Source organism: Nonomuraea sp. NPDC049655 (assembly GCF_044465465.1).
In the GTDB taxonomy this organism is placed as follows: Bacteria; Actinomycetota; Actinomycetes; order Streptosporangiales; family Streptosporangiaceae; genus Nonomuraea.
Genome location: NZ_JBITLS010000005.1, coordinates 21,098 through 37,049 on the forward strand (window position 1 = coordinate 21,098; position 15,952 = coordinate 37,049).

Annotated in this window: 16 protein-coding genes; 7 read left to right on the plus strand and 9 right to left on the minus strand. The window is 74.0% G+C overall.

The window, feature by feature from the left end; translation table 11 throughout:
- Positions 1 to 63: 63 nt before the first annotated feature.
- Positions 64 to 1,005 (plus strand): LysR family transcriptional regulator, encoded by a 942-nt coding sequence (locus tag ACIBQ6_RS17070; RefSeq protein WP_352353485.1) that lies wholly within the window; start codon positions 64 to 66, stop codon positions 1,003 to 1,005.
- A gap of 31 nt (positions 1,006 to 1,036) precedes the next feature.
- On the opposite strand, the gene ACIBQ6_RS17075 is transcribed toward ACIBQ6_RS17070, so the two are convergent.
- Positions 1,037 to 1,615: a hypothetical protein gene (locus ACIBQ6_RS17075; protein ID WP_358294258.1), complete on the minus strand. Its 579-nt coding sequence runs from the start codon at positions 1,613 to 1,615 to the stop codon at positions 1,037 to 1,039.
- Between the two features lie 102 nt (positions 1,616 to 1,717).
- On the opposite strand from ACIBQ6_RS17075, the gene npdG reads away from it, so the two are divergent.
- Complete coding sequence (gene npdG / locus ACIBQ6_RS17080) at positions 1,718 to 2,371, plus strand: NADPH-dependent F420 reductase (protein WP_358294256.1); 654 nt, start codon at positions 1,718 to 1,720, stop codon at positions 2,369 to 2,371.
- Here npdG and ACIBQ6_RS17085 read toward each other — a convergent pair.
- From ACIBQ6_RS17085 to ACIBQ6_RS17110, 6 genes are read right to left on the minus strand one after another with little or no spacing between them, the layout of a single operon-like run.
- Entirely contained in the window at positions 2,368 to 2,973 is a 606-nt protein-coding gene (locus tag ACIBQ6_RS17085; protein WP_358294254.1) for a response regulator transcription factor, read from the minus strand. The genes npdG and ACIBQ6_RS17085 overlap by 4 nt on opposite strands.
- Entirely contained in the window at positions 2,970 to 4,073 is a 1,104-nt protein-coding gene (locus ACIBQ6_RS17090) for a sensor histidine kinase (protein WP_397212874.1), read from the minus strand. Before ACIBQ6_RS17090 ends, ACIBQ6_RS17085 begins: the two co-directional genes overlap by 4 nt.
- A gap of 19 nt (positions 4,074 to 4,092) precedes the next feature.
- A complete protein-coding gene (locus ACIBQ6_RS17095) occupies positions 4,093 to 4,812 on the minus strand; it encodes an ABC transporter permease (RefSeq protein ID WP_397212876.1) in 720 nt (239 codons plus the stop codon).
- Positions 4,809 to 5,690: an ABC transporter ATP-binding protein gene (locus tag ACIBQ6_RS17100; protein ID WP_397212878.1), complete on the minus strand. Its 882-nt coding sequence runs from the start codon at positions 5,688 to 5,690 to the stop codon at positions 4,809 to 4,811. Before ACIBQ6_RS17100 ends, ACIBQ6_RS17095 begins: the two co-directional genes overlap by 4 nt.
- A 46-nt stretch (positions 5,691 to 5,736) precedes the next feature.
- Positions 5,737 to 6,426 (minus strand): alpha/beta hydrolase, encoded by a 690-nt coding sequence (locus ACIBQ6_RS17105; RefSeq protein ID WP_358294246.1) that lies wholly within the window; start codon positions 6,424 to 6,426, stop codon positions 5,737 to 5,739.
- A gap of 13 nt (positions 6,427 to 6,439) precedes the next feature.
- Complete coding sequence (locus ACIBQ6_RS17110; protein ID WP_397212880.1) at positions 6,440 to 7,876, minus strand: PLP-dependent aminotransferase family protein; 1,437 nt, start codon at positions 7,874 to 7,876, stop codon at positions 6,440 to 6,442.
- A gap of 60 nt (positions 7,877 to 7,936) precedes the next feature.
- Between ACIBQ6_RS17110 and ACIBQ6_RS17115 the strand changes: the two genes are divergently transcribed.
- Both ACIBQ6_RS17115 and ACIBQ6_RS17120 read left to right on the plus strand, forming a co-directional pair.
- Positions 7,937 to 9,109 (plus strand): aminotransferase class I/II-fold pyridoxal phosphate-dependent enzyme, encoded by a 1,173-nt coding sequence (locus tag ACIBQ6_RS17115; protein ID WP_357992889.1) that lies wholly within the window; start codon positions 7,937 to 7,939, stop codon positions 9,107 to 9,109.
- A gap of 47 nt (positions 9,110 to 9,156) precedes the next feature.
- Positions 9,157 to 10,092, plus strand: a complete 936-nt coding sequence (locus ACIBQ6_RS17120; RefSeq protein ID WP_358294240.1) for a serine/threonine dehydratase — start codon at positions 9,157 to 9,159, stop codon at positions 10,090 to 10,092.
- A 41-nt stretch (positions 10,093 to 10,133) separates the two neighbouring features.
- On the opposite strand, the gene panB is transcribed toward ACIBQ6_RS17120, so the two are convergent.
- Positions 10,134 to 10,973: a 3-methyl-2-oxobutanoate hydroxymethyltransferase gene (gene panB, locus ACIBQ6_RS17125; RefSeq protein ID WP_397212883.1), complete on the minus strand. Its 840-nt coding sequence runs from the start codon at positions 10,971 to 10,973 to the stop codon at positions 10,134 to 10,136.
- A gap of 134 nt (positions 10,974 to 11,107) precedes the next feature.
- On the opposite strand from panB, the gene ACIBQ6_RS17130 reads away from it, so the two are divergent.
- The 3 genes from ACIBQ6_RS17130 (at position 11,108) to ACIBQ6_RS17140 (ending at position 14,745) form a co-directional block, all read left to right on the plus strand.
- On the plus strand, positions 11,108 to 12,349 hold the full coding sequence (locus ACIBQ6_RS17130; protein WP_397212885.1) for an MFS transporter: 1,242 nt from the start codon (positions 11,108 to 11,110) through the stop codon (positions 12,347 to 12,349).
- Positions 12,350 to 12,578: 229 nt separating this feature from the next.
- Positions 12,579 to 14,120: an MFS transporter gene (locus tag ACIBQ6_RS17135; RefSeq protein ID WP_397212887.1), complete on the plus strand. Its 1,542-nt coding sequence runs from the start codon at positions 12,579 to 12,581 to the stop codon at positions 14,118 to 14,120.
- Positions 14,121 to 14,127: 7 nt separating this feature from the next.
- Positions 14,128 to 14,745, plus strand: coding sequence for a TetR/AcrR family transcriptional regulator (locus tag ACIBQ6_RS17140; protein WP_397212889.1), 618 nt, complete (start codon positions 14,128 to 14,130; stop codon positions 14,743 to 14,745).
- Between the two features lie 70 nt (positions 14,746 to 14,815).
- Here ACIBQ6_RS17140 and ACIBQ6_RS17145 read toward each other — a convergent pair whose 3' ends face one another.
- Positions 14,816 to 15,937: a DNA alkylation repair protein gene (locus tag ACIBQ6_RS17145; protein WP_397212892.1), complete on the minus strand. Its 1,122-nt coding sequence runs from the start codon at positions 15,935 to 15,937 to the stop codon at positions 14,816 to 14,818.
- Between the last annotated feature and the right edge of the window lie 15 nt (positions 15,938 to 15,952).

Sequence of the window (15,952 nt, forward strand, 5' to 3'; positions counted from 1 at the left end):
CTCTGGATTTTTGGCCTTAAAGCACAAATAAAGAAAGCTAAAGGTAGACGTAAGCTGACCTGCATGGATATTGATCCTCGACGCCTGCGTGTCCTGCACGAGGTCGCCCGCCGCGGCGGCGTGATGCGCGCGGCCGAGGCGCTGTTCCTCACCCCCTCCGCGGTCTCCCAGCAGCTCGCCCAGCTCGAACGCGAGGTCGGGCTGGCGCTCATCGACCGCTCCCAGCGCCGCGTCTCGCTCACCCCGGCGGGACGCGTGCTCGCCGGGTACGCCGAGCGGGTCGAGGAGGAGCTGAGCGAGGCCAGGAAGGAGCTGACCAGGTTCACCGAACGCCTGGCCGGGCCGGTGCGGATCGCCGCCTTCCCCACGGCGATCAAGCACATGCTGGTGCCCGCGATGCGCGCCCTGGCCGAGCGTCACCCCCGCATCACGCCGGTCATCCACGAGGTCTACGGCCAGCCCGCCCTCCAGGAGCTGCGCCTGGGCGCGGTCGACCTGCTCATCACCGAGCAGGACATGAGCCTGCCGGTCCCGGCGCAGCCGTCGCTGAACGTCCGGCCGCTGCACGTGGACGAGTTCCGGGTCGTGCTGCCGCCCGACTGGCCCGAGCCGGAGTCGACGGCCGACCTGATGCGCCTGCCCTGGGTGGCCGCCGAGCCGGACCAGGCGTGCGGGCAGGCGCTCGACCGGCTCGCCGGGATCCACGGCGTCGAGCCGCGCAGGACGCACGTCGTCACCGACTTCTCGCCGGTGCTCGCGCTGGTGGCGGCCGGGCACGGGGTGGCGATCGTGCCCGCGCTGGCCCTGCTCGACGTGCCGGAGGGCGAGGTGCGGGTGAGTGAGGTACGGGAGGTGGGGGCGCGCCGCCTGGACGCGGTCACCCGGGTGAGCAGGACGCGGTCGGGCGAGCCGGACCCGGTGCAGGCGGTGGTGATCGGCGCCATCGAGGAGGCCACCGAGAACCTGCGGGCCGCCCTCGGCCCCCGCCTCGCCGCCCAGCCCTGACCCGCGGCCGTACCTGACCCGTAGCCGCGCGCTACTCCGACAGGCGGGGGCCGCTGACCTTCTCCAGCAGGCGGGCCAGGCGCTCGCGCAGCCCCGCCCGCCGCTCGACCTCACCGGCCGCCGCGCTGACCAGGTGCTGGGCGCCGTCGAAGGTGATCAGCCCGGTGGCCGGGACGGCGATGGAGTCGTGGGCCAGCCCGCTCAGCTCGGAGTCGGCGCCCTCGATCGCCAGGATGGTGGCCCCCGTACGGCGGGCGTCGTCGACGCGTTCCAGCAGCGGGACGGGCGCCGCCTGCTCCGACAGCACGAACAGGGTCTCGCCGCGCCCCGCCTGCCGCAGGCGGTCGAGGCCGACACGCAGGTGGGCGGGGGCGTCGGCGGGCGGCGACCAGCGGATCAGGGTGGGCGCGAGCTGCGGCAGGCCGGAGAACCTGGCCTCGTCGCTGAGGTGGGCGGTGACGTGCCAGGGCTCGTCGTCCGGGGGGCCGACGAGCAGCAGGCCGCCGGGCGAGCGGGTGGTCCGCAGGGCCAGGCCCAGCTCGCGGGTGCGTTCGAGCCAGCCCGTCGTGGCCAGGAGCTCGCGCAGGAATGCCACCGAACCTGAGTCCATGCCTCCATGGTGCACGAGGAGCGCGGCGGAGGTGGCCCGTTCGCCGCCGGGTGCCGCCCCCGGCCTGCGGCCCGCGCCGCCGGGGCTGGCATGATCGGAGCCATGACAGATGTGAACGGGCTCTCCATCGCGATCCTCGGCGGCACCGGCGACCAGGGGAAGGGGCTGGCGCGGCGGTTCGCGCTGGCCGGGCACACGGTGCTGATCGGCTCGCGCAGCGCCGAGCGGGCCCAGGAGGCGGCCGGCTCGATCGGCTCGGGCGCGCGGGGCGGGGCCAACGCCGACGTGGCGGCCGAGGCCGACGTCGTGATCGTGGCGGTGCCGTACGAGGGGCACAAGGCGCTGCTGGAGTCGTTGCGCGCCGAGCTGGCCGGGAAGATCGTGGTCGACTGCGTCAACCCGCTCGGCTTCGACAAGCAGGGCGCCTACGCGCTGCCGGTGGAAGAGGGCAGCGCCGCCCAGCAGGCCGCCGCGGTGCTTCCCGAGAGCCGGGTCGTGGCGGCCTTCCACCACGTGTCGGCCGTGCTGCTGATGGACCCGGCCGTGGAGAAGGTCGACCTCGACGTGCTGGTGCTCGGCGACGACCGCGAGGCCACCGACACCGTGCAGGCGCTGGCCGAGCTGATCCCGGGGGTGCGCGGCGTCTACGGCGGCCGGCTGCGCAACGCCCACCAGGTCGAGGCGCTGACCGCCAACCTCATCTCGATCAACCGCCGCTACAAGGCCCACGCCGGGCTGCGCGTCACCGACGTCTAGAGCCAGCCCGCGTCCTCGGCGACGCGGACGGCGTCGATCTTGTTCCGGGCGCCCGTCTTGGTGATCGCGGCCGTGAGGTAGTTGCGCACCGTGCCCGCCGACAGGTGCAGGCCGGCGGCGATCTCCTCGGCGGTCGCGCCCCTGGCGGCCTGCCGGAGCACGGTGGTCTCGCGGGGGGTGAGCGGGCTCTCGCCGTACTCCATGGCCGAGGAGACCAGCTCGCTCTCCAGCACGCGCAGACCGGCCGCGGTGCGCCTGATGGCCTCGGCCAGGCGGTCGCCCGGCGCGTCCTTGACCAGGAACGCCTCGATGCCCGCGGCCAGCGCCCGGCGCAGGTGGCCGGGCTGCCCCATGGCCGTGAGCACCAGGATCCGGCAGGACGGGAGCCGTTCGCGCAGCTCGGCGGCGGCGGTGATGCCGTCGGTCACCGGCAGGTCGATGTCCACGACCGCCACGTCGGGCCGGACGTCGAGGGCGACCGGCACGATCTCGTCGCCGCGCACGACCTCCGCCACCACCTCGATGTCCGGCTCCAGCCGGAGCAGGGCGGTGAGCGCGGCGCGGATCATGTGCATGTCCTCGGCCAGCAGCACCCGGATCACGCCGGAACCTCCATGGCCAGCAGGAAGCCGCCGCCGTCCGTGGCGGCGGCGGCGCACGTGCCGCCCGCCTGGGAGGCCCGTTCGGCGAGCCCGGTGAGGCCACCGCCGGGCACGCCGGGCTCAGCGCCGGGCTCGCCGCCGGCCGCGCCGTCGTTGGCGACCTCCAGGCGGACCCGGCCGTCCCGCAGCGACGTGGTGATCGTGCAGGTGGTGGCCCTGCTGTGGCGCAGGACGTTGGTGACCGCCTCGCGCACCCCCCACGCCAGCGCCTCCTCGGCCCGCCGGGGCAGCGCTACGTCGGCCAGGTGCGCCTGGCAGCTCACCCCCGACGACTCCAGCAGCGCCGCCGCGCGGTCGGTCTCGCCGCTCAGCGACATCGCGCGGTAGCCGCGGGCCACGTGGCGGACGTCCTGGGCGGCCTCGCGGGCGACGCGTACCAGCTCGCCCACCTCGCCGCGGGCGGAGGCGGGGTCGCGGTCCATCAGGCGGGCGGCCAAGTCGCCCTTGAGCGCGATGGCGGTGAGGCTGCGGCCCAGGCCGTCGTGCAGGTCGCGGGAGATGCGCAGGCGTTCCTTGAGCACGGCGGCGTCGGCCAGCTCGGCCCTGGCCTCCTCCAGCTCGGCGGCGACGCGGACGAGCCGGACCAGGACGTAGATCATCGAGCCGGTGATGGGGACGGCGATCACGTAGAACAGGGTGACCACGGCGTAGTGGGGGCCGATCCACATGATGGCGCCCTCGTACAGCATCATGAGGACGACCAGCGGCACGGCCCAGCGCAGCCCCAGGAACACCAGCAGGGTCCCGGCCAGCAGCGGGGCGGCGATCGACGACCAGCCGCTCGGCAGCAGGTAGTCGCCCGCGTAGGTGACGACGGCCTGGAGCGCCAGCGTGGCCGGGAACAGCGGCGGGCGCCCGCCGCGCAGGGCGGCCCGCATGTTGACGTAGTGGGTGGAGACGACGGCGACCGTCACGGCCGCCGCGAGCAGCCCGATCGCCGGGCCGCCCATGAAGTAGAGCAGCCCGATGAGCGAATAGACGACCGAGACGCCCGTGATGAGCACGCGCGCGAGCCTCTGCGCCGAGGACGAGACCACCACAGCAGCGATTATGTCCGACTCAGGACCGGCGCGGTTCCCAGCGGAACCACAGCCGGATCGCCACCACGCCCGCCACCGCCCACCCGGCCAGGACGAGCGCCGGCACGAGCGCCTCCCCGGTCTTCGCCGCGTGCACCACGGCCGAGGTGGGCAGCAGGTCCAGCACCGGGCTCAGCCACGAGGGCAGCGGGATCGGCCCCATCGCGCCCGCCGACACCGCGGCGACCAGGAACACCGGCATGGCGAACGCCCCGGCCAGCTCACTCCGCGGGATCGCCGCCGTGTACGCCGCCCCCAGCAGCGCCATGACGGCCGAGCCCGCGGCGGTCACGGCGGCGAACAGCAGCGGGTCGTCCGGCAGCGGCACCCCGGCGGCGAACCGCACGGCCACCGCGCACAGCACGATCACCAGGAAGGTCTGCGTGGCCGTGGCGGCGACCTGGCCGGCCAGGATCTGCGCGTCGGTCAGCAGCCCGGCCCGCAGCCGCTTGAGCACGAGCTGGTCGCGCCGGTTGGTCAGGGCGACCGCGATGTTCATGAACGCGGTGAGCGCCAGCACGATCGCCAGCGAGCTGTGGAACACCGCCGTCGCGAACGGCACGCCGCCCCCGGTGACGTGCCGCATCAGCGCCGGCATGCCCACGGTCAGCCCGACGGGGGTGATCACCGAGGCGGCCAGCATGGCGCGGTCGCGCCAGAACAGGCGGGTGCCGAGACGGTAGGTGGCGGTCAGGCTCATCGGGCGCTCCTGGGCAGGTCGAGGAAGAGGTCTTCGAGGGTGGCCGCGCGGACCTCCAGGCCGGTCAGCCGCAGCCCGCGGCCGGCCGCCCAGGTCAGCAGCGTCTGCGCGGCCAGGTCGGGGTCCTCGGCCCGGCAGACGGCGGTGCCGGACTCCACCGTGGCCGGCACCGGCAGGTCGTCCGCGGCGACCCCGGCGGGCAGCCGGAACGTCACCCGTCCGCCCCGCGCGGCCAGCGTCTCGGCCATCCCGCCGGCCGCGACGATCTCGCCCCTGTCCATGATCGCCATGGACGAGGCCAGGCGCTGGGCCTCCTCCAGGTAGTGGGTGGTGAGCAGGATCGTGGTGCCGCGCGCGGCCAGGCCGGAGACGACCTCCCACGTGTTCGCGCGGGCCTCGGGGTCCATGCCGGTCGTGGGCTCGTCGAGGAACAGCACGTCGGGGCGGCCGAGCAGGGCGAGCGCCAGGTCGAGCCGGCGCTTCTCGCCGCCGGAGAGCTGGCGCACCCTGGTCCCGGCCTTGTCCGTCAGGCCGGCCAGGTCGAGCGCCTCCCCGGCCGGGCGCGGCGCGGGGGTGAAGTCGCGCCAGACCGCGACCGTCTGGGCGACCGTCAGGTCGGGGAAGAACCCGGCCTCCTGGAGCATGATGCCGACGCGCTGCCGGACGGCCGCGCGGTCGGACCAGGGGTCGAGGCCGGCGACCCGGACGGCGCCGCCGTCCGGCCGCTGGAAGCCGGCCAGCACCTCGACCGTGGTGGTCTTGCCGGCGCCGTTCCGGCCGAGCAGGGCGAAGATCTCGCCCTCGCCCACCCGGAACGAGACGCCCCTGACCGCCGCGAATGTCCCGTGGTTCTTCCTGAGCTCGTTCACCTCGATCATGTGTCCGACTATGGCCGGACGGGTCAGGGGGCCGACAGTGAAGAATTCACGACTTCCTGGACAGCTTCAGCAGCGCGTCCGTGACCCCCTCGGGGTCGATCACCTGGTGCAGGTGGAGGCCGGGCAGCCGGGTCACCGGCCAGCCGCGCCCGGCCGCGTCGCGGGCCACCTCCTCGTACGGCGGCCCGAACCACAGGCACGAGCACCTGACCGCGTCCCAGCCCGCGGGCACGGGGACGGGCTGCGTGTAGTAGTCGAGGGGCAGCCGCGGCTGCTCGCCCGTGACCAGCAGCCGCTGGGCGGGGTCGGGGAGCATGGCCACGATGTCCTCCTCGTCCCACCAGTCGGTCCAGCGTGGCAGCACGCCGTCGGGGCCCGCCAGGCCGCGCAGGAACGGCAGGAAGCCCTCCTCGGCCGTCCTGACCAGCCCCTGGGACGGCGGCACGTGCGCGTCGGCGAACACGCAGGCCACCACCCGGTCGCCCAGCCCCTCCTTGATCACCGGCACGAAGAACCCGGCGTTGCTGTGCGCCACCAGCACGAGCGGCCCGTCGGAGGGCACGGCCGCGCGCACCGCCGCGACCACGCGCGGCCAGTACGGCGCCCCGCCGGCGGACACGCCGGTCAGGTCGGGGACGACGGCCGCCCGGCCGCGCCGCCCCAGCGACTCGGCCACCGGAGCCCACGTCGAGGGCCCGACGGAAGGGCTGTGCACCAGCACGAAGGTCGTTTCCATGGCCCCCACCCTGTCAGACGACGAGGGCGTGCCGGGAGACGGGTTTCCCGGCGCCGTCGTAGGCCGCCCAGGCCGCCGCGAGGTCGCACACCGCCCGCGACAGCTCCTCCTCGGGGAACAGGAAGTGCAGGCGCAGGTGGGCGGCGTGGCCGCCCAGCGGGTCGAAGGAGCCGCCCGGCGGCACCGCGACGCCGTGCCGGAGCGCCACCTGGGCGAAGGAGCCGGCGTCGCCGCGCGGCAGGCGCACCCAGACGGTCTGGCCGCCCTGGGCCGGCTCGAACGTCCAGGACGGCAGGCGCGCCCGCAGCTCGGCGCACAGGTGGTCGTGCCGCCGGCGCAGGGCGCGTACGCGGGTCTCGCGCACCTCGTCGAGGCGGCGCAGCAGCGCGACGGCGGCGAGCTGGCTGAAGACCTCGCCGCCGAGATCGTGCACGGCCCGCAGCCGGGACAGCCGCGAGACCACCGGCGCCGCCGCGCGGATCCAGCCCACCCGCAGCCCGCCCCACACCAGCTTGCTCAGCGAGCCGACGGTGACGACCCGCTCGCCCCCGCCGAAGGCGGCCACCGGCGCCGGCGTCCCGCCCGAGAAGCGCAGCTCGGCGCAGACCTCGTCGTCGATCAGCGGCACGTCGTGCGCGGCGGCCAGGGCGGCCAGCCGCCTGCGGCCCGGGTCGTCCATGACCGCGCCGTCGGGGTTGCGCGCGGTGGGCACGCCGTAGACCAGCGCCGGCCGCTCGCGCACGGCCCGCCGTGCCTGGTCCTCACCCAGGTCGACGGGCTTGACGACGGCCGCCGCGTGCCGGAACACCTCCAGCGCCCCCGGGTACGTCGGCGACTCGGTCAGCACGGTGTCGCCCGGCGCCACCAGCAGCCCGGCCAGCAGCGTGAGCGCCTGCTGTGCGCCCGTCGTCACCATGATCTGGTCCGCCGTGGTGGGCAGGCCGCGCGCGCCGTAGTAGCCCGCCAGCGCCTCGCGCAGCGCGGGGTGGCCCGCCGGGTGGTAGCCCAGGTCGCGCAGGCCCGCCACCCGCGCCCCCGCCTCCTGGTACGCCTCGGACAGCGCCGGCGGCGGGTCGTCCGGCGCCGCGCAGGTCAGCAGCCGCACGCCGTCGGAGTCGTGCAGGAGGTTCAGCATCAGCGGGTTGGCCGCCACGCCGTCGGCCGTCCTGGTGGCCGGCGGGTCGCCCGGCGCGACGCGGGTGCCGCTGCCCTGGCGGCGCGTCACCCGGCCCTCCTGCTGGAGCAGCTCGTAGGCGGCGACCACCGTGCCGCGGCCGACGGCGAGCCGGTCGGCCAGCACCCGGTCGGGCGGCAGCCGTTCGCCGGGCGGGAGCACGCCGTCGTCGACGAGCGCCCGCAGCCGGGCGGCGAGCAGCAGGTAGAGCGGCCCGCGCCCGGAGGCCCACCGGCCCAGCAGGTGGACGAGGTCATCGGGATTGGCTCTATTCATGGACCAATTCTGCGGTATTGGCTCTGCACCCGCACACCAATCCGGGGGATATTCGATGACATGAGTGATTTTCGCCCTGAGACGCGTGCCGTCCACCTGCCGCAGCCCCCGGTCGAGGGCAGCCGGCCGATCGGCATGCCCATCTACCAGAGCGCCGGGTTCGCCTTCGACGACCCGGAGCTGATGGGCGTGGCGATGACCCGTCCCGACGACGCCTTCGTCTACGGGCGCGACACCAACCCCACCGTGCGCGCCCTGGAGCTGGCGGTGTCCGGCCTGGAGGGCGGCGCCGCCGCGCTGGCCGCCGCCTCCGGCATGGGCGCGATCAACACCGTGCTGCTCGCCCTGCTCAAGCCCGGCGACCACCTCATCGCCCAGCGCTCCCTGTACGGCGGCACCGCCACGATGCTCAACGACCTGGCCGGCAGGTTCGGCATCGCCGTCACCCACGTCCCCGAGAACGACCCCGCCGCGCTGCGCGCCGCCGTCCGGCCCGAGACGCGGCTGGTCTACCTGGAGACCATCAGCAACCCGATGGGGCTGGTCGCCGACCTGCCCGCGATGTGCGCCACGGCCCGCGAGCTGGGCGTCCTGTCGGTGGTGGACAACACCTTCGCCACGCCCGTGCTCTGCCGCCCCCTTGAGCACGGCGCCGACGTCGTCGTGCACTCCGCCACCAAGTACCTGTCCGGCCACGGCGACGTGATCGGCGGCATCGCCGTCTTCGCCGACCCCGACCTGTACGGCAGGGTCTGGCACTTCGCCACCGAACTGGGCGCCGCGGCCGCGCCCTTCACGGCATGGCTGACGCTGCGCGGGATCCAGACGCTGCCGCTGCGCATGGAACGCCACTGCGCCAACGCCGACCTCCTGGCCCGGCGGATCGCCGAGCACCCCGCCGTGTCGGCCGTCCACTGGCCGGGGCTGCCCGCGCATCCGTCGTACGAGCTGGCCGCCAAGTTGCTGCCCGCCTTCGGCGGCGTGTTCTCCTTCGAGCTGGCCGGCGGGCGGGCGGCGGGGGAGGCGTTCATGCGGTCCGTACGGCTGGCGCGCATCGCCCCCTCGCTCGGCGGCGTCGAGACCCGCGTCATGCAGCCCGCCACCACCTCCCACCGCTTCCTCGGCCCCGAGGACCTGGCCAGGCACGGCGTGAGCGAGGGCATGGTGCGCGTGGCCGTGGGCATCGAGCATCCCGAGGACCTGTGGGCAGACGTGGCCCAGGCGCTCGGATAGCGTCGGCTCATGCCCGCCGATCGCGGGCGCACGACCGAAGGAGAGCCGTGACCACCGTCACTTACCAGGACGTCCTCGACGCGGCCGGCCGGATCGAAGGGCACGTGCTGCGCACGCCCGTCCTGGAGATCTCGCCGGGCCTGTCACTGAAACTGGAGTTGCTGCAGCACTCGGGCTCCTTCAAGGTGCGGGGGGCCTTCAACCGCATCCTGTCGGCCGGCCCGTTGCCCGCCGCCGGGGTCATCGCGGCCAGCGGCGGCAACCACGGATTGGCCGTCGCCCATGCCGCCAGGGCGCTCGGCGTGCGGGCCGAGATCTTCGTGCCGGAGGTGACGAACCCGGTGAAGGTGGCCGGGCTCAAGGCGCTCGGCGCGCACACCACCCAGACCGGGGCGATCTACTCCGAGGCCGCGGAGGCCGCCGCCAAGCGGGCCGCCGAGACGGGCGCGCTGGCCGTGCACGCCTACGACCAGGCCGAGGTGCTGGCCGGGCAGGGCACGACCGGGCTGGAGATCATGGAGCAGACCGGGGGCGTGGACACGGTGGTGGTGGCCGTGGGCGGCGGCGGGCTCGCCGGCGGGATCACCCTGGGGGCCCGGGCCGGGGGTGACGCGCCGCGGATCGTGGCGGTGGAGCCGTACGCCATCCCCACGCTGCACGAGGCGCTGCGCGCCGGCCGTCCGGTGCCGGTGCAGGTGGGCGGCGTGGCGGCCGACGCGCTGGGCGCCACGCAGCTCGGCGGGCTGGCGTTCGAGGTGTTGTCGGGGGCCGGGGTGGACAGCGTCCTGGTGGACGACGACGCGATCGTCGCGGCCCGGCGGACGTTGTGGGAGCGGCACCGGCTGGTGGCCGAGCCCGCGGGCGCGGCGGCGTACGCGGCGCTGCTGTCGGGGGCCTACCGGCCCGCGGCGGGTGAGCGGGTGGCCGTCGTGGTCTGCGGCTCCAACACCGACCCCGCCACGCTCTCCGGCGCGGCGGGGTGAGCCCGTCCCGGATGCGCGGGGCGCGCGGCCGGCTGTAGGCGTCAGCAGTAGGTGTGCTCGGGGGCCGGGAAGGCCCCCGAGGTCACCTCGTCGGCGAAGGCCCGCACCGCGCGGTCCATCTCCGAGGCCAGGTCGAAGTAGCGCTTGACGAACTTGGCCGGGCGCGGCGTCAGCCCCATCATGTCCTGCCACACCAGGACCTGCGCGTCCGTGGACGGCCCTGCCCCGATGCCGACCGTGGGGATCGACAGCGACGTGGTCACCCGGTGGGCCAGATCGGCCGGCACGCACTCCAGCACCACCGCGAACGCCCCGGCCCGCTCCAGGTCCTTGGCGTCGGCCATCAGCTCGTCGCCCGACTGGCCGCGCCCCTGCACCCGGTAGCCGCCGAGCGCGTTGACCGACTGCGGCGTGAGCCCGAGGTGCGCCATGACCGGCACGCCCGCCGACACCAGCGCCTCGACCTGCGGCAGCACCCGCCGGCCGCCCTCCAGCTTGACCGCGTGCGCCCCCGCCTCCTTCATGAACCTGGCCGCCGACTCCAGCGCCTGCTGCGGCGACCCCTGGTACGACCCGAACGGCAGGTCCGCCACGACCAGCGCCCGCGACGACCCCCGCACCACGGCCGCGGTGAGCGGGACGAGGTGGTCGAGGGTGACCGGGAGAGTGGAGTCGAAGCCGTAGACGACCATGGCCGCGGAGTCGCCGACCAGCAGCACGGGCACGCCCGCCTGGTCGAACACCCGGGCCGTCATCGCGTCGTAGGCGGTGACCATGGGCCACCGCTCTCCGCGCTCCTTGGCCGCCGCGAGGTCGCGGACGGTGACCCGGCGGCCCGACGCGCCGCCGTACAGCGTGGTGGAAGACGTGGTAGATGACATGGACTACCTCCAGAAACGTCTCGAGGCGTCCCAGTGACGTCCCCGGACTCCTTCGATGATGTCATGAGGGGAAATCCAGTGGCGAAACTGTCGGTGCCTCTTGACACAATCGACGCGGAGGTAAACGACACACCATGGCTCTCGACCAATACCGCAGGCTCTTCCGGCTGCCCGGCGTCCGCACTCTGCTCCTGGTGGGGATGCTCGCGCGCGTCCCGGCCACCGCCATGGGAATGGCGCTCACCCTCCACGTGGTCTTCGGGCTGCGCCTCGGCTACGTCGAGGCCGGCGTGGTGACGATGGCCAGCACGGTCGGCATGGCCGTCGGCTCGCCGCTGTCGGGCCGGTTCGTCGACCGCCACGGGGTGCGTCCCGTGCTCGTCGTCACCACCCTGGCCCAGGCGGTGTTCTGGTCGTGCGCGTGGGCGCTGCCGCTGCCCGCCCTCGCCGTCGCGGCGGCCGTGGCGGGCCTGCTCAACCTGCCGGTGTTCAGCGTGACCAGGCAGTCGCTGGCCGCGCTGGTGCCGCCGGAGCAGCGGCGCACCGGGTTCACGCTCGACTCGATGCTGGTCGAGCTGTCGTACATGACCGGTCCCGCGCTCGCCGCGGCCGGCATCACCACGCTGGGCAGCACGACGACGCTGGCCCTCATCGGCGTCGGCATCACGGCCGCGGGCCTCGGCCTGATCGTGTTCAACCCGCCCACCCGGTCGGCCGTCGAGCTGGAGGAGCCGGTGGTGAAGGTGCCGCGGCGGCAGTGGCTCACGCCGGGCTTCGTCGCGCTGCTCGGCACCACGGCGGCGGCCACGTTCATCCTCACCGCGACCGAGCTCGGGCTGGTGGCCACCATCAACACCGCGGGCGAGACGCAGTGGGTGGGCCTCGCCGTGGCGATCTGGTGCCTCTACTCGCTGGTCGGGGGCTTCGTCTACGGCGGGCTGTCGCGCGGCTTCTCGCCCCTGGTGCTCATCGCGGGCATGGGTCTGCTGACCATCCCCGTGGGCCTGGCCGGCGCCGACTGGCGGTGGCTGATCCTGGCGATGCTGCCCGCCGGCCTGCTGTGCGCCCCGGCGCTGTCCTCCACCGTCGACGTGCTCAGCCGCTGGGTGCCCGCCGCGGCCAGGGGTGAGGCGATGGGCCTGCACGGCACGGCCCTGCTCATCGGCGGTGCCGCGTCCTCGCCGATCGCCGGGGCGATCATCGACGGCAGCGGGCCGACGTGGGCGTTCGTGGTGGCGGGGCTGGTCGGGGTGGTCATGGTGGTGGTCGCGCTGCCGCTGTGGCGGCGGCGTCCGCCGGCCGCCGGCACGCCGGTCGCGGGCCTGCCGGGCGACGCCAAGGAGCACGTGCTGCCTCCGGCGGCGACCAAGAGCTGATCCGGCGGCGGTTCCGGCCTGCCGGCCGTTCGGGCCGGGGGGCCTGTCAGCGGTGTCCGCAGGGCCTTGTGACGCCCTGTGCGGGGGGTGAACGGGGTTTCCCGTTTGTTTCCCCGTGCGCACTCCGCCCGTCAGGCGAAAGTTACGAAACGAGACCGTTGCGTATCGGAATACCTTGCGATACGGTGTCGTTGCGAAACTTGGTCGTATCGAAATTAAGGACGTTCTCATGGATCAGAACGCGGGGCATCCACGCAGGTGGGGCATCCTGGGAGTGCTGGTGTTCAGCCTCCTGGCGGTCGTGCTGGACAACACGATCCTCAACGTGGCGATGAAGACCATCGCCGACCCCCATGCCGGCTTGGGCGCGACGCAGGGCCAGCTGGAGTGGGCGATCAACTCCTACACGCTGGTGTTCGCCGGGCTGCTGTTCACCTTCGGCGTGATCGGCGACCGCACGGGCCGCAAGCGCATGTTGTTCATCGGCATGGCGCTGTTCGGCCTGGCCTCGCTGGCCAGCGCCTACTCCCAGGACCCGATGCAGCTGATCCTCGCCAGGGCGGCGATGGGCATCGGCGGCGCGGCGATCATGCCGGCCACGCTGGCGATCATCTCCAACGTGTTCCCGCCCGGCGAGCGTGGCAAGGCGATCGGCATCTGGGCCGGCGGCGTGGGGCTCGCGGTGGCGATCGGCCCGATCACCGGCGGCCTGCTCATCGAGCACTTCTGGTGGGGCTCGGTGTTCCTGATCAACGTGCCGATCGTGGTGATCAGCATGTTCCTCATCGCCGCCTTCGTGCCCGAGTCGCGTGACCCGAAGCCGTCCAGGCTCGACCCGGTGGGCGTGCTGCTGTCGATCATCGGTCTGGTCGCGCTGGTCTACGGCATCATCCGCGGCGGCGACCTGGGCACCCTGGCCAGCGCCGAGGTGATCGTCCCGACGGTGGCCGGCCTGCTCGTGCTGGGCGTGTTCGTGTGGTGGGAGCGTCGCATCGACAACCCGGTGTTCGACGTGCGCAACTTCAGCAACGTACGGTTCAGCTCGGCCATCGGGATGATGGGCCTGGTCTTCTTCGCGATGATGGGCGGGATGTTCTTCCTGACCTTCTACCTGCAGATCGTGCTGGGCTTCAGCCCGATCCAGGCGGGGGCCCTGATGATCCCGTTCGCCGCCGCGCAGCTCATCTTCGCGCCGCTCAGCCAGCGGGTGAACCAGCTCTTCGGCGCCAAGCTGTCGGCCACGGTCAGCATGCTCGTGGTGACCGCGGCGCTGGGCAGCTACGCGCTGATGGACGTCGACACGCCCGTGGTGCTGATCGAGATCATCTTCTTCGTCCAGGGTGCGGCGATGGCGAACATCATGCCGCCCGCGACCACCGCCATCATGGAGGCGCTGCCCAGGGAGAAGGCCGGTGTGGGCTCGGCCATGAGCAACACCGTCCGCCAGGTCGCCGGCGCGCTCGGCGTGGCCGTGCTCGGCTCGGTCCTGTCCAGCAGCTACCGCGGCGAGATCGCCTCGGCGCTCCCGGCCGGCGCCCCGCACGCCGCCGGTGAGTCGATCATGGCGACGATGGAGTTCGCCGGGAAGCTCGGCGAGCGCGGCCATGCGCTGATCAAGCCCGCCTTCGCCGCCTTCGTCGACGGCATGCACGTCACGGCGATCGTGTCGGCCGTGATCGGCCTGGTGGGCGTCGCGGTGGTGGCCAAGTGGATGCCGGGCAAGGCGCGCCCGGTCCAGCAGGCGGAACAGAAGGAACCAGCGGTAGTGTGAGGCCGCGATGACGATCCAGGATTCAGGGACTGCCCGCCCGGCGGGCCGTCCGCGCAGCGAGAAGGCCGAGAAGGCGATCATCGACGCGACCCTCGACCTGATCGGCGAGGGCATGGGGGTGTCGGAGCTGTCGATCGAGGCCATCGCGTCGCGGGCGGGCGTCGGCAAGACCACGATCTACCGGCGCTGGTCCAACAAGGAGGACCTGGTCGTCGACGCCCTGTCCACGCTGAAGGCGCCGCTCCCGCCGCTGTCCGGCATCTCCGTGCGCGACGACCTGATCGTCCTGCTCGACGCGATGCGCCGGGAGGCGGGCCAGGCCCGCACCCGGTGCGTGATGAACATCGCGATGAGCGAGGCCGATCGTTATCCCCGGCTGATGGAGCGCTTCGTGAAGCGGGCCGTCGAACCGCGCAGGGAGGCGCTGCGCTCGGTGGTCGAGCGCGGCGTCGCCACCGGCGAGCTCCGGCCCGGCCTCGACGTCGACCTGGCGATGGCCCTGTTCTCCGGCACGATGATGTGGCAGTCGAAGTGGGGTCCGGCTGGCGACCTCCCGGCCGACCTGGCCGAACGGGTGGTCGACATGGTCCTGCTCGGGCTGGCCGGAGACCGCGCCGAGCCCTGAACCGCCCTCACCCGTCACGGAGGCGCGTCCCTCGGGACGGCCTCCGTTCGTCGTTCCGGGGGCCTGTGCCCTACTGCCGCGCCATGCCCTGCGCCGCCTGCGCCGCCTGCGCCGTCGGGCCGGGGGCGCTGGTCAGGGTGAAGGGCACGGTGGCGGCCACGCGGCCGTTGACGATGACGTCGAGCTCGCGCGGGCCGGGCGGCTCGTTGCGGGTGGTGACCGGGCGGAAGGAATGGCTCTTGCGCAGCGTGAACGCCGCCCCCTCGGCGGTGGCCGAGCGTTCGCCCAGGTGGAAGACGCGGCGCGAGCCCGCCCGGCGGACGGCGTACTTGAGCACCAGCGGGCCGGGCGCGCCCGCCGTGACCGTGACGGTGAAGGTCAGGCTGCCGCCGACGGCGACCGTGTCGGACTCCAGGGTGAGCGCCCGCGCCGAGCCGCTGCCCGGCGTGGCGCCCAGCAGCGCGAGCGCCTCGGGATGCCCGGACCGCAGCAGCCCGCGCACCGCGTGGCGGACGACCCGCTCGACGTGCGAGCCGCCGCCCGCCCGCCAGCGGGCCAGCACGGCGAGCGCCGCGTCGGGGTGGTCCTTGGCCAGGTCGTTGACGTGGTTGGCGACCGAGCGGCGGACGTATTCGCTCGGGTCGTCGCGCAGCAGGTCGAGCAGGGGCAGGGTGGGGCCGGGCGCCATCAGCCAGCCGACTCGCGGCGCCCACGGCAGGCGCGGCCGGGAGCCTTCGGAGGCCAGGCGGCGCAGGTGCTCGTCGGGGGACTCGGCCCAGCCGTACATGATCTTGAGGGCGTCGTCGCGGTGGCGGTCGAGGTAGGGGCGCACGGCGAACTCGCCCGTCGAGTACGGCGTGAGCGCCGCCAGCGTGGCCATCGCCGCCTCCAGGTGGCCGAGCCCGTGGACGGCGGTGTGGTCGGTGAGCGGCCAGCCGCTCCACAGGTCGAGCTCCCCCCGCGCGGCGCAGGCCCGCACCAGCTCGGCGGCGCGCGGGTAGGGCAGCGGGAGGGCGTCGTGGAGGGCCGCGGAGACGTGCCTGACGCGGCCCTTCAGCTCCAGCGGGCCGAGCCCGGCCAGGGCGTGCTCGGTGAACCGGGCGCGCGGGAACGACGGCCACACGGCGGCCATGCCGCCGGCCAGCACCGAGACGGACCGGGCGTTGATCAGGTCTTTGAGCGGTTGTGCCACGCGCCCACCCTGTCA